This is a genomic window from Arthrobacter sp. 10N43 (assembly GCF_056394525.1).
Genome location: NZ_JBFTIA010000026.1, coordinates 1 through 12,085 on the forward strand (window position 1 = coordinate 1; position 12,085 = coordinate 12,085).

General features: G+C 65.6%; 11 protein-coding genes and 1 pseudogene. 8 read left to right on the plus strand and 4 right to left on the minus strand.

Annotated features, from left to right (window positions below; translation table 11 throughout):
- The 4 genes from AC1DDO_RS22835 to AC1DDO_RS22850 all read right to left on the minus strand — a co-directional run.
- Positions 1-206: Gfo/Idh/MocA family oxidoreductase (locus tag AC1DDO_RS22835; protein ID WP_476972834.1), on the minus strand; the 206-nt coding region annotated here is incomplete at its 3' end.
- A gap of 12 nt (positions 207-218) precedes the next feature.
- Entirely contained in the window at positions 219-1,121 is a 903-nt protein-coding gene (locus tag AC1DDO_RS22840) for a carbohydrate ABC transporter permease (RefSeq protein ID WP_476869791.1), read from the minus strand.
- Entirely contained in the window at positions 1,121-2,023 is a 903-nt protein-coding gene (locus tag AC1DDO_RS22845; protein WP_441411309.1) for a carbohydrate ABC transporter permease, read from the minus strand. The genes AC1DDO_RS22840 and AC1DDO_RS22845 overlap by 1 nt, the downstream gene beginning before the upstream one ends.
- Before the next feature lie 4 nt (positions 2,024-2,027).
- Positions 2,028-3,347, minus strand: coding sequence for an extracellular solute-binding protein (locus AC1DDO_RS22850; RefSeq protein WP_476972835.1), 1,320 nt, complete (start codon positions 3,345-3,347; stop codon positions 2,028-2,030).
- A 284-nt stretch (positions 3,348-3,631) separates the two neighbouring features.
- Between AC1DDO_RS22850 and AC1DDO_RS22855 the strand changes: the two genes are divergently transcribed.
- From AC1DDO_RS22855 to AC1DDO_RS22890, 8 genes and pseudogenes are all read left to right on the plus strand, one after another.
- Complete coding sequence (locus tag AC1DDO_RS22855) at positions 3,632-4,702, plus strand: LacI family DNA-binding transcriptional regulator (RefSeq protein ID WP_476972840.1); 1,071 nt, start codon at positions 3,632-3,634, stop codon at positions 4,700-4,702.
- Between the two features lie 153 nt (positions 4,703-4,855).
- Positions 4,856-5,878, plus strand: coding sequence for a LacI family DNA-binding transcriptional regulator (locus tag AC1DDO_RS22860; protein WP_476972836.1), 1,023 nt, complete (start codon positions 4,856-4,858; stop codon positions 5,876-5,878).
- 171 nt (positions 5,879-6,049) lie between these two features.
- Complete coding sequence (locus AC1DDO_RS22865) at positions 6,050-7,288, plus strand: sugar ABC transporter substrate-binding protein (RefSeq protein ID WP_476972841.1); 1,239 nt, start codon at positions 6,050-6,052, stop codon at positions 7,286-7,288.
- A 10-nt stretch (positions 7,289-7,298) separates the two neighbouring features.
- Positions 7,299-8,279 (plus strand): carbohydrate ABC transporter permease, encoded by a 981-nt coding sequence (locus tag AC1DDO_RS22870; RefSeq protein ID WP_476972837.1) that lies wholly within the window; start codon positions 7,299-7,301, stop codon positions 8,277-8,279.
- Positions 8,280-8,412: 133 nt separating this feature from the next.
- On the plus strand, positions 8,413-9,165 hold the full coding sequence (locus AC1DDO_RS22875) for a carbohydrate ABC transporter permease (RefSeq protein WP_476869912.1): 753 nt from the start codon (positions 8,413-8,415) through the stop codon (positions 9,163-9,165).
- 115 nt (positions 9,166-9,280) lie between these two features.
- The gene (locus tag AC1DDO_RS22880; protein WP_476972838.1) at positions 9,281-10,069 is read left to right on the plus strand and encodes a ThuA domain-containing protein; all 789 of its coding nucleotides are present in this window, start codon (positions 9,281-9,283) and stop codon (positions 10,067-10,069) included.
- Positions 10,066-11,217 carry a Gfo/Idh/MocA family protein gene (locus tag AC1DDO_RS22885; RefSeq protein ID WP_476972839.1) on the plus strand — a complete coding sequence of 384 codons (1,152 nt, stop codon included), beginning with the start codon at positions 10,066-10,068 and terminating at the stop codon, positions 11,215-11,217. The genes AC1DDO_RS22880 and AC1DDO_RS22885 overlap by 4 nt, the downstream gene beginning before the upstream one ends.
- 12 nt (positions 11,218-11,229) lie before the next feature.
- Positions 11,230-12,085: pseudogene (locus AC1DDO_RS22890) on the plus strand (Gfo/Idh/MocA family protein); the annotation flags it as partial.

The window sequence follows — 12,085 nt, forward strand, 5'->3', positions numbered from 1 at the left end:
GCCCGCCAGTCGGTTTCCACGGAGTCCCAGCCGTACTTGGCCGCCGCGGCCCGCACGCCCTCCGGATTCCGGCCGGCGACGGCCGCCAGTTCGGGAGCGAGCGGGAGGTCGAAGAACCGCGGCGCGGTCCGCCAGGCGTGGGAGTGCGCCGCGCCCATGAAGGCGTAGCCCACCATCCCCACCCGCAAGGGTTTCGGTTCAAACACAACAAGTCCTCTCTATTTGCTGAAACCGGCCGTGAGGCCGCTGAGCAGCTGACGCCGGGCGATCACGTAGACCACCAGCAGCGGCAGGGTAGCGAGCACGACGGCGGCCAGCACCGCCGGGATGTTGACGCTGAACTCCCCCTGGAACGTCCACAGTGACAGCGGCAGCACACGGGTTTCGGGGCTTTGGGTCAGGATCAGCGGGAACAGGAAGCCGTTCCAGACTCCGAGCGCGTTGTAGATCCCTACGGTCACCACGGCGGGCCGGGTCATGGGCAGCGCCAGGCGCCACATCATGGCCCAGTCGGAGCAGCCATCCAGCCGCATTGATTCGAAGAGTTCGTTGGGCACGTCCCGCATGAAGTTGGACAGGATCAGCACGGAGATCGGGATGGCGAAGGCAATGGAGGGCAGGATCAGGGCCAGCAGGGTGTCGTACATATGGGCGCGAGTGATCATCCAGTAGATGGGGATGATGGTCGCGTGCAGCGGGATGGCCAGGCCCAGCAGGAACAGGTTGTTGGTCCAGCTGAGGAACCTGCTCTTGCCGCGGACAATCGCGTAGGCGGCCATGAAGGAAACCAGGAGTGCCGGCACCACGCTGCCCACCGTGACGATGAGGCTGTTGGCAAAGTACCTGGCGAAGTCGTTCTCCACCACCAGTTTGTAGTTGTCCAGGGTGGGCTCAGACGGCGGCATCATCGGGTTGGTCGTGAAGAATCCGGCCTGGTTTTTCAGGCTCGTCACCACCACGTAGTAGACGGGGACGATGATGATGGCCAGCCAGAGCCAGCCGCCGAGGCCGCCAAGGAAGTTCGGGCGGGTCCGTCCCGGTCCCTTGGTCCGCGGGCGGGGCCTGGCGGCGGGGCGGGCGGGGGCCGAGGGCGGGACGGGGATCTGGGTAATGGAAGCCATCAGGCACCTTCCAATTGGCTTGCGTTGCGGTTCTTGCCGCCCAGCCGCTGCAGCAGCAGGGCGAGGGCCAGGCCGATCGCGACGAGGATGACGCCGAGGGCACTGGCGGCGCCCATGTCATTGGCTTTGAACCCGGTGAGGTACATGTGCAGCGGGAGCAGCCGCGTGGCGTAGCCGGGACCGCCGCCGGTGAGGACGAAGACGAGGTCAAAGTACGCCAGGGAGCCGACCACCATGAGCGTGGAGGAGGTGATGATGGTGTATTTCAGCTGGGGCAGCGTGATGTTGAAGAACTGCTGGACCCGTCCGGCGCCGTCGATCTGCGCGGCCTCATACAGCGACGCGGGGATCTGGCGCACGCCGCCTTGGTAGATCAGCGTGTGGAACGGGACGAACTGCCAGGCGATGACGAAGACGACGACGAACAGCACCAGGTCCGAATTACCCAGCCAGTCCTGGGCCAGGATCGGCAGCCCGAGCCCGGCGCCCAGGCCGAAGTTGGGGTCCAGCAGGGCCTTGAACGCGATGGCGACGGCGGCCGAGGACAACAGCAGCGGCACAAAGTACAGGACGGCCAACGCGGCCCGGTACTTCTGGCCAGCGGCGGTGAAGACGCCCAGGAGCAGGCTGATGGGCGCCTGGATGATGAAGGAGAAGAACATGATCTTAGCCGTCACCAGCAGCGCGTTGCCGGTGACGGGGTCGGTCAGGACGGTTGTCCAGCTGGAGAGCCCCTCCAGCTTGATCTCGCCCAGGCCGTCCCACGAAGTGAAGCTCAGGAACAAGACGCCGAGCAGCGGAATGATGGCGAAGAGCAGGAAGAAGGCAAGGGCTGGCGCGGCCAGCCACCCCGACGGGCCCGCTTGAAGGGCCCGCCGGGAGGAACCGGATGTGGTGGACACTGGATTACTTTCCGATCGTCGCGTTCATCGTGGCGACGAACTGCTCAGGGGTGATCTTCTTCAGGAAGATCTGGTCCAGGTTGGCCAGCATGGCATCACCCTGCGCCGGGCTCAGAGCCTGGTCCCAGGAGAGCGTGAAGCTCGGGGCGTTCTTGGCCATGCCGTAGACGTAGGTCAGGAAGTCCTTGTCCGGGGATGCGGCGAGCTTGCTTTCGATGCCCTTGACCACGGGCACGGCGCCGGAGTCGATGAGGGCCTGGATGTTGCTGTCAGAGAACATGCCGGACTTCACGTAGTCGAGCGCGGCCTTCTTCTGGCCGTCAGTGGCCTTGGAGGAGACGGACCAGAAGTTGGAGGGGTTGCCCACCACGTTGGTGGGATCTCCCTTGCCGCCGGAGACCGTGGGGAACGTGGTGTAACCGAGCTTGCCGCTCTTGACGAAGTCGGCGGCGTCCTTCTTCATGCCCTGGTAGATCCAGCCGCCCTGCAGGATCATGGCCGCTTTGCCGGTGTACAGCAGTGCCTGGTCGGCGTTGCTGTCCGCTGCGATGGACGAGAAGCCGTTGGCGAAGCCGCCGGCGTCCACGAGCTGCTGGATCTTGGTCAGCGCCTCGGTGACCGCGGGGTCGGACCAGGCGTCCGGCTTGTTGGCTGCGATGTTGGCGAAGACCTCCGGCCCGCCGATGCGTTCCACGAGGTACTCAAGCCACATCAGGTCCGGCCACCGGGACTGGCCGCCGAGCGAGAACGGGGCAATGCCTGCTTCCTTGAACTTCGGCACCAGCGCCATCAGCTCATCCCAGGTCTTGGGAGCCTCGGCGCCCACCTTGTCGAAGACTTCCTTATTGAAGTACAGCACCACGGGCTGCACGTTGTTGTTGGGCAAGGCGTAGGTCTTGCCGTCGATGACGCCGTTCTTGAGCACCGCCGGAAGGTAGCGGTCCTGAACGTCGGGGTTGTCCTTCAGGAACGCGGATAGATCATCGACTTGTCCGGCGTCCACGTAGGATTTGAGCACGCCGCCGCCCCAGCCGTAGATGAAGGTGGGGCCCTGGCCGGCGCCGACGGCGGTGCGCACCTTCGTCTTGTAGGCGTCGTTCGCGAAGAAATCCAGCTTGATGGACGAGTCCGGGTGGGCGGAGTTCCAGTCAGTGACGGACTGCTGCAGGACGGGCTGGTTGCCGCCCGTCAGCCCCCACATGGTGGCCGAGTCGGCGCTGGCGGCAGTTCCCGCCGGTCCGCTGGAGCCGCAGGCGGCCAGGCTGATCGAAACTGCGGCGGCCGAGAGGGCCATTGCGGCACTGCGAAACGTGCGATTTTTCATCTGGGATTCCATTCGTCCTCCGGGGTCTGCGCTGATGGCCCGGTTGTGGGAGTGGCAGCTCTGCCCTCCTGAGGAAGGCGGCGCTGCCGCTGCTGATGGTGTGAAGCTAAGCTTCGAAAAGTTTCGTAAAAGTTTGCAACTTCTGAAACTAAAGTAGTGGTGACAACAGTCACAGTCAAGAGCGAAATCCGAACTCACAGGACATTAATGGCAAATGTACTTGACGCGCTGGGCAAACACAGTGAGACTTCTTCGTATCGAAATATTTCGAAACTACAGGAGTCATCGTGTCACTAGTCCAGGGTTCCGGCAGGCCCACGCTTGCCGCCGTCGCCCGGGAGGCCGGCGTCTCCTCACCTACGGTCTCCAAGGTCATCAACGGCCGGGAGGACGTTGCCGAGAGCACGCGCACCAAGGTCCTGGCGGCACTTGAGCAGCTGGGCTACCAGTCCACGCACCAGCGCAAACACGCCGAGAGCCGGACCGGGATCGTGGAGGTGGTGTTCGACTCGCTGTACTCGGCGTACTCTGTCGAGGTCTTGAACGGAGTGCTGGAGCAAGCCGCTTCCATTGACGTCCAAGTCCTGGTCGATGTAACCGGGCACCCGGCGGCCATGACGCTCAGTCCGGAGCGGCGGGCCCAACGCATCCTGGATGAAGGCCGGCTCGGTTTGATTGTGGTGACTTCCGGCTTTAGCACGGCCCAGCTAAGCGCCTTCCGCCGGCGGCACATCCCGGTGGTGGTGATCGATCCGCTCAACCCGCCGCCGCCGGAGGTTGTCAGCGTAGGTGCCACCAACTGGGCGGGCGGCAAGGAAGCTACTGAGCACTTGCTCGGCCTCGGCCACCGGCGGATCGCCTACGTTGGCGGACCGGAATCGGCCGAATGCAACCAGGCCCGCCTCCATGGCTACATGGCGGCGCTCATGGCCGACGGAGTCCAGGTCCGGCCCGACTACGTCATGCTGGACAAATTCCGTCCCGAACACGGAATCCGCTCGCTCAAGGCGCTCTTGGCCCTCCCCGAGCCCCCCACCGCCATCTTCGCGGGGAGTGACAGCATTGGCCTCGGCGTCCTGGCCGAAGCCCGGCGGCACGGGCTGCGGATCCCCGAAGACCTGAGCGTGGTGGGCTTCGACGGCACGTACCAGGCGGAGCAGTCCATCCCCGCCCTGACTACCGTGACGCAGCCCCTGCAGGAGATGGGCCGCGCCGCACTGCGCGCCGTCCTCCGTCTGGCCAACCACGAGGAGCTCGACTCGCGGCGGGTCGAACTCGCCACCCACCTGGTGGTCCGGGAGTCGACGGCAGCTCCCGCCGCCGGGAACCCGGAGCCGGGCACGGCGGGCGACTAGACTCCGCAAAGTAGCCCCCCGAAGCTGGTCCCCCGCGGGCCGACCCTTGCGCCCGGGTTGTGATGCATGCCATACTCGTCTTCGATACGCATCGACGATGCGTATCGACAACGTCCAGCGACAACCCATAGTGAGGGAAGGGAGGGCAGGAACGTGCCGACCAGCAAAGATGTGGCAGAGGCGGCCGGTGTCGCCCAAAGCACGGTCTCCTATGTCCTCAGCGGCAAGCGCCCCATCTCGGAGAAGACCAGGAAAAAGGTCGAGGCCGCGATTGAGGAGCTCACTTACCAGCCGAACGCTGGAGCCCGTGCGCTGGCGAGCCGAAAGACCCGCGTCATCGGCCTGGTCATCCCTTTCATCCCTGAGCTCGAGATGGGCTCGATCATGGAATTTGTCTCCGTCATTGCCAACACCGCCCGGCAATACGACCACGACATCCTGCTGGTCACCGAGGATGAGGGTGCAGCCGGGCTCCGCCGCGTGGTGGGGCAGCAGATCTGCGACGGCCTCATCCTCATGCAGGTCGAAGGCGAGGACGAGCGGCTGCCGGTAGTGCGGACCCTCAACGTCCCCGTGGTGCTGATCGGCATTCCCCGCGATCCGTCCGGACTGGTCTGCATCGACGCCGACTTTGAAATGGCCGGCGAGCAATGCGTCCACGATCTTGCGGCCGCAGGTCACTCCGTGATCGCCGTCATTGACTGGCAGCCCGCGGTGGTGGACCGGCACGTGAACTACGTAGACAGGTTCATGCGAGGGACGGATGTTGCCGCCGCGGCATTGGGCGTGACCGCGTTACACCTTCCCGGCGGGGCCGACCTCGCCACCATTTCCAAATCCGTGGACGAAGCCTTGGCATCGACCACCGGCTTCCCCGCATTTATCGTCCCGGATCGCACGGTGCAGGACATCCTGCGCCGTGTCCTGTCCGATCGCGGCCTGACCCCGGGCGTCGATGTCTCAGTCATCGGCAGCGCATCCCCCACCCTTGCGGAGCTTCAGCCCGTACCGCTCTCCACCATTGATCAGAAGCCGGCGGAGGTTTCCCGCCGCGCAGTAAAGATCATCTGCCAGCTCCTCGACGCCGGCTCCCAGGGACCACACGAATCCCTGGAGCTGGTACCCACGGGGATCATCCACCGGTCCAGCACCATCCGCCCACCCCGCGGATCGTGAGACCGCCCCGCCGGGCTGCAGTGCCGCCGTTCGGTTTCACCTACCAGTAATCCGTTTCAACACTCGTTCTACCAATCCGTTTCAGCATCGTCGATACGCATCGATGATGCGATTCGCTAATCGTCATCGATGCGTATCGAACCACACCCTCCACAAATGAAGGAACAGACAATGAAGTCAGTAAAGACCAAGAACCGGGCCCTGGCCCTTGCCGTCACCGCGCTCGTTGGCCTGCCGGTGGTGCTCTCCGGTTGCGGCACCGGCACTGCGGCCTCCGGCGCCGGGGAGAGCGTCACGGAGATCTCCGTCATGGACTACTACAACAACGAGCCGGACAAGACGTTCATCGGAGATGCGCTCAAAGCCTGCGGCGTCAAGGCCGGCGTCACCATCAAGCGCGAAACCGTGCCGGGCAAGTCCCTGATCTCCAAGGTGCTGCAGCAGTCGTCATCCAAGACGCTGCCTGACGTGCTCATGCTGGACAATCCGGACCTCCAGCAGATCGCGGCCACTGGAGCCCTGGCCCCCCTGGCTGACTTCAAGATCAGCACCGCCGATTTCGCCCCGGGCGTGCTGAGCGCCGGCACCTACAAGGACAAGGTTTACGGCCTGGCCCCCACCGTGAATACGATCGCCCTCTTCTTCAACAAGGACATCCTGGCCAAGGCCGGCGTCACTCCCCCCACCACCTGGACCGAGCTGAAAGCCGCGGCCGCCAAGCTGACCGCCGGAGACCAGTACGGCCTGGCCTTCAACGCCAACCCCACCTACGAGGGCACGTGGCAGTTCCTTCCCGTCATGTGGTCCAACGGCGGCAACGAGAAGAACATCGACACCCCTGAGACGGCGGAATCGCTCCAGCTCTGGACGGACCTCGTGAAGGACGGCTCGGTCTCCTCCTCCGCGCTCAACTGGACGCAGGCGGATGTCAAAGACCAGTTCCTGGCCGGCAAAGCCGCCATGATGGTCAACGGTCCGTGGCAGATCCCGTCCCTGGACAAGCAGACGTCGCTGCAGTACGGCGTGGTCAAGATCCCGGTCCGGGAGGCAAGCCAGACGGCCGTGGCCCCGCTGGGCGGCGAGGTCTGGACTGTCCCGCAGACCGGGAACAAGGCCCGCCAGGCGAAGGCGGCCGAGGTGGTCGGATGCCTGAACAGCGACGAAAACCAGCTGGCCATGGCCAAGGTCCGCAACACCATCCCGTCCAAGACCACGTTGGCTGAAAAATTCGCCGCCGAAAACCCGAAGCTCGCCACGTTCACCGAACTCGTCAAGACGGCGCGCGCCCGCACCGGCCAGCTCGGCGAGGGATGGCCGGCCCAGGCCACCAAGATCTACACCGCCATCCAGACTGCGCTGACAGGCAAGGCCTCCCCGGCGGACGCCCTGAAGCAAGCCCAGGGCCAGTAAGAAGGCCGCCATGTCACTGACCACCGATGTGGAGCAGGCACAGTCCCTGTCTGCGCCCGGCCATACCAAGGGCGGGCACCCCGCGCCGGCACCCCGACGGCGCAGCCGCCAGCGCCGCGAGCGCATTTTCCAATGGCTGTTCCTGGTTCCGGCCGTGATCTACATGGCCCTGTTCTTCGGCTACCCCGTGGTCAAGAACGTCGTCATGAGTTTCCAGGACTACACCACCGCCACCTTCTTCACCGGCGAAGCCCCGTGGGTGGGGCTGGCGAACTACGCGACTGTGTTGTCGTCGTCGTTGTTCTCCACCTCCCTGCTGAACACCGCACTGTTCACGGTCGGGTCCATCCTGGGGCAGTTCGTGATCGGCCTGGCGCTGGCAATCTTCTTCCAGCGGAAGTTCCCCCTGAACGGGATCCTCCGGTCCTTGCTGTTGCTCCCCTGGCTGCTGCCGCTGATCGTCTCCAGCGCCGTGTGGCGTTGGATCCTCGACAAGGACAGCGGCGCGCTGAACCGGTTCCTGGGCGAGCTGCACATCGTGGACACCGGTGTGCCGTGGCTGACCAGCACCTCCCTGGCGCTGATCGCCGTCGTCGGGGTCAACATCTGGATCGGCATCCCGTTCAACCTGACCATCCTCTACGGCGGCCTGCAGGAAATCCCGGATGAGCTGTACGAGGCCGGCTCGCTGGACGGGGCCACCGGCTGGAAGGCCTTCCGGCACATCACCTGGCCCATGCTCCGCCCCGTGGTGAGCGTTGTCCTGGTCCTCGGCGTCGTCTACACACTCAAGGTGCTGGACATCATCCTGGGCCTGACCAACGGCGGACCCGCCAACTCGACCCAGACCATCGCAACACAGTCCTACGCGCTCTCCTTCCAGGAGTTCAAGTTCGGCGAGGGCGCCGCACTGGGCAACGTCCTGGTGGTCATTTCCCTGGTCTTCGCGGTCCTGTACCTCCGGGCCAGCCGGCGAGCCGTTGATGAGTGAGGAAACCATAACACCGCAAATCACCGAACGCACCGGCCGGCTCAACGCCTCCGGCATCGGACGGGGCAAGGCCCGGCCGGCGGATCGGAAGAACTGGGGATCCACGGCCTTGGCCCTGTTCTTCCTCGCCGTGATGCTCTTCCCTGTCTACTGGATGGTCAACGCGTCGCTGCAGCCCAACGGCACCACCCTGGAGACCTCGTGGCTGCCGCTCAAACCCGATTTCACCGGCTACGTCACAGCCATCAGCGAGCAGGGCGGAAACCTGGGCACCAGCCTGGTGATCTCGCTCGGCAGCGTCGTGCTGAGCCTGGCGATCGCGGCACCGGCGGCGTACGCCCTGGCCTACTTCAAGGTCCGGGGTGCCGGGGTGGTGCTGTTCGCCATCCTGATCAGCCAGATGATCCCCGGGATCGTGGTGGCCAACGCGCTGTACACCGCGTACAACGACCTCGGCCTGCTCAACTCCATTCCGGGGCTGATTCTGGCGGATTCAGCGCACGGCATCCCGTTCGCGATCCTGATCATCCGGGCGTTCATGAACGGCATGCCGGCCTCCGTCATCGAGGCAGCCAGGGTGGACGGCGCCGGACACGTCCGGGCGTTCTGGTCCATCGTGCTGCCGCTGAGCCGCAACTCGCTCATCACGGCGGGGCTGTTCACCTTCCTGTTCGCGTGGAGCGACTTCCTCTTCGCCCTGACACTGACCACCACCGAGGCCGTGCGCCCGGTCACCCTGGGAATCTTCCAGTACATCGGCGCCTACGTGAACGACTGGAGTTCGGTGATGGCGACGGCGGTCCTGGCCTCCATACCGGCCATCATCCTGCTCGTCGCCGCGCAGAAATACATTGCTGCCGGCACCACCGGCGGCGCGGTCAAATAGGCCCGCAAACAGGCCCGCAGTCAAACAAGCGCAGTCAAACAAACGCAGCCAAATGGCGCACCCACCACGCCGCGCACGCACCACAAAGACCTTTCAACACTTTCAAGGAGAAACCATGAATGACACCGCCACCGCGCAGGACGGCACTGTCCGCGTCACCGTCTGGAGCGAGAACCGGCACGAAAAGCGCGACGAGCTCGTCGCCCGCCTCTACCCCGAGGGCATGCACGGTGCCGTCAAGGCCGGCATCGAGGAGAACCTCGGCGCCAAGGCCAGCGTCCGCACTGCCACCCTGGACGAACCCGAGCACGGCCTCACCGAGGAAGTCCTCGCCAACACCGACGTCCTGACCTGGTGGGGGCACATGTCCCACGGCGACGTCGATGACGAGATCGTGGAACGCGTGCACCGCCACGTCCTCGCCGGTATGGGCCTGATCGTGCTCCACTCCGGGCACTGGTCCAAGATCTTCACCAAGCTCATGGGCACCTCGTGCACCCTGCGCTGGCGCTCGGAGCAGGACCGTGAGCTCGTCTGGACGGTGGACCCCACCCACCCCATCGCCAAGGGCGTGCCGCACCCGATTGTGATCGAGCAGCAGGAAATGTACGGCGAATTCTTCGACATCCCCACCCCCGAGGAACTCGTGTTCATCAGTTCCTTCAGCGGCGGCGAGGTGTTCCGCTCCGGCTGCACGTTCCGGCGCGGCCACGGCAAGATCTTCTTCTTCAGCCCCGGCGACCAGGACTACCCCGTCTACCACCACAAGGACGTCCGGCGCGTCATCGCCAACGCCGTCGAATGGGCCGTCACCGACCGCCCGAAGCGCGCCTACCCCGAGCTGCTGCGATACGAGACCAACGACTTCTTCAACGGCAAGAGCTACCAGGGGGCCAACGCATGAGCACCCCCTTTGCCACCATTCCCGACGACGGCACTCCCCTACGCGTCGTCGTAGTCGGCGCCGGCGGCATGGGCCGCGCCTGGCTGAACACCGTGGAGCAGTCGCACCTTGTCGAATTGGCCGGCATCGTTGACCTGGACCTGGACGCCGCCCAGGCGGCGGCGGCCGCCCTGGGGCGCCCCGGCCTCCCGGTCGGTGCCGGTACGGCGCAGCTGGCGTCCGACGTCGGCGCCCAGGCCGTCATCAACGTCACCGTCCCCGCGGCCCACCACCCCGTCACCACTGAGGCGCTAGCCGCCGGCCTGCCGGTGCTGGGCGAAAAGCCGGTGGCCTCCACCGTGGCGCAGGGACTCTCCCTCGCCGCGGCGGCCGAACTGACCGGCCAGCTGTTCATGGTGAGCCAGTCCCGCCGGTACAACCGCCACTTGTTCGCGGCCAAGGAGCTCGCGTCCTCCCTCGGGACGGTCGGGATCGTCTCGGCCGAGTTCTTCAAGGCGCCGCACTTCGGCGGATTCAGGGACGCCATGGACCACCCGCTGCTGCTGGACATGGCCATCCACCAATTCGACATGGCCCGTTTCCTGCTGGACGCGGACCCCGTCTCGGTGCTCTGCGAGGAATACAACCCGCGGTGGAGCTGGTATCGCGGAGATGCCGGGGCCACCGCCATCTTTGAAATGTCCGGCGGGGAACGCTTCGTCTTCACCGGAAGCTGGTGCAGCCCGGGCTCGGAAACGTCCTGGAACGCCAACTGGCGGATCAGCGGCGAAAACGGCACCGTTCTCTGGGACGGCGACAACGCGCCAACGGTGGAACCGGCCGCAGGACCGGATCTCGACGACGTCGCGGATCCCGGCCAGGAGATCGCCGGTTCGCTGCGGGACTTTGTCCAGGCCTTGCGGACCGGAAGCGCCCCGATGGGCCAGGTGCACGAGAACATCATGAGCCTGGCCATGGTGGAGGCCGCCATGGCCAGCGCGTCGAGCGGAACCCGTGTTTCCGTGGGCGGGCTGCTGGAGGCCTCGTATCAGGAATGCCTTGCCTCCGAGCGCAACCCCGAGGTGCTGGACGTGCTGAAGGCGTGGCCGTCTGTCACGACTGCCCTTTCCTCGAAGTCCAGCGGCCTCACGGCCGGTTTCAGCAAATAGAGAGGACTTGTTGTGTTTGAACCGAAACCCTTGCGGGTGGGGATGGTGGGCTACGCCTTCATGGGCGCCGCGCACTCCCACGCCTGGCGGACCGCGCCGCGGTTCTTCGACCTCCCGCTCGCTCCCGAACTGGCGGCCGTCGCCGGCCGGAATCCGGAGGGCGTGCGGGCCGCGGCGGCCAAGTACGGCTGGGACTCCGTGGAAACCGACTGGCGGGCAAGAGGATGGTCGACGAAGGCCGGCTCGGGCAGATCCGGCACGTGCGGGCCCAGTACCTGCAGGACTGGCTCAGCGACCCGGATGCGCCGCTGACCTGGCGGCTGGACAAAACCAAGTCCGGGTCCGGCGCGCTCGGGGACATCGGGGCGCACAGCATCGACGCCGCCCAGTGGATCACCGGACGGAACATCACCGGAGTCTCGGCGCTGATGGAAACCTTCGTCACCGAACGCCCCCTGGCCGGGGACCTGGTGGGCCTGGGCGGGCACGGCGCCGCCGACGCGGAGCGCGGGCCGGTCACCGTGGACGACGCCGCCCTCTTCACCGCCCGCTTCGCCGGCGGGGATGGAACCGGCAACGGGGCCGGCCCGATCGGCATCTTTGAAGCCACCCGCTTTGCCCTGGGCCGGAAGAACGCCATGCGCCTGGAACTGAACGGCACTTTGGGCTCCCTGGCCTTTGACTTCGAGGACATGAACGCCCTGTCCGTCTACGACGCCGCCGACGGCCCCGACGCCGGGTTCCGCAAGATCCTCGTCACCGAACCCGAACACCCCTACACCGGGAACTGGTGGCCCACCGGCCACGGCCTGGGCTACGAACACCTCTTCACCCACCAGGCCGTCGACCTCATCCACGCCATCGCCGA

What these genes read in the sequence shown, in the direction of transcription:
- AC1DDO_RS22840 (WP_476869791.1), bottom strand. Translation starts at nt 1,121, where the DNA reads ATGGCTTCCATTACCCAGATCCCCGTCCCGCCCTCGGCCCCCGCCCGC.
- AC1DDO_RS22850 (WP_476972835.1), bottom strand. Translation starts at nt 3,347, where the DNA reads ATGAAAAATCGCACGTTTCGCAGTGCCGCAATGGCCCTCTCGGCCGCC.
- AC1DDO_RS22865 (WP_476972841.1), top strand. Translation starts at nt 6,050, where the DNA reads ATGAAGTCAGTAAAGACCAAGAACCGGGCCCTGGCCCTTGCCGTCACC.
- AC1DDO_RS22870 (WP_476972837.1), top strand. Translation starts at nt 7,299, where the DNA reads ATGTCACTGACCACCGATGTGGAGCAGGCACAGTCCCTGTCTGCGCCC.
- AC1DDO_RS22875 (WP_476869912.1), top strand. Translation starts at nt 8,413, where the DNA reads ATGCTCTTCCCTGTCTACTGGATGGTCAACGCGTCGCTGCAGCCCAAC.
- AC1DDO_RS22880 (WP_476972838.1), top strand. Translation starts at nt 9,281, where the DNA reads ATGAATGACACCGCCACCGCGCAGGACGGCACTGTCCGCGTCACCGTC.
- AC1DDO_RS22885 (WP_476972839.1), top strand. Translation starts at nt 10,066, where the DNA reads ATGAGCACCCCCTTTGCCACCATTCCCGACGACGGCACTCCCCTACGC.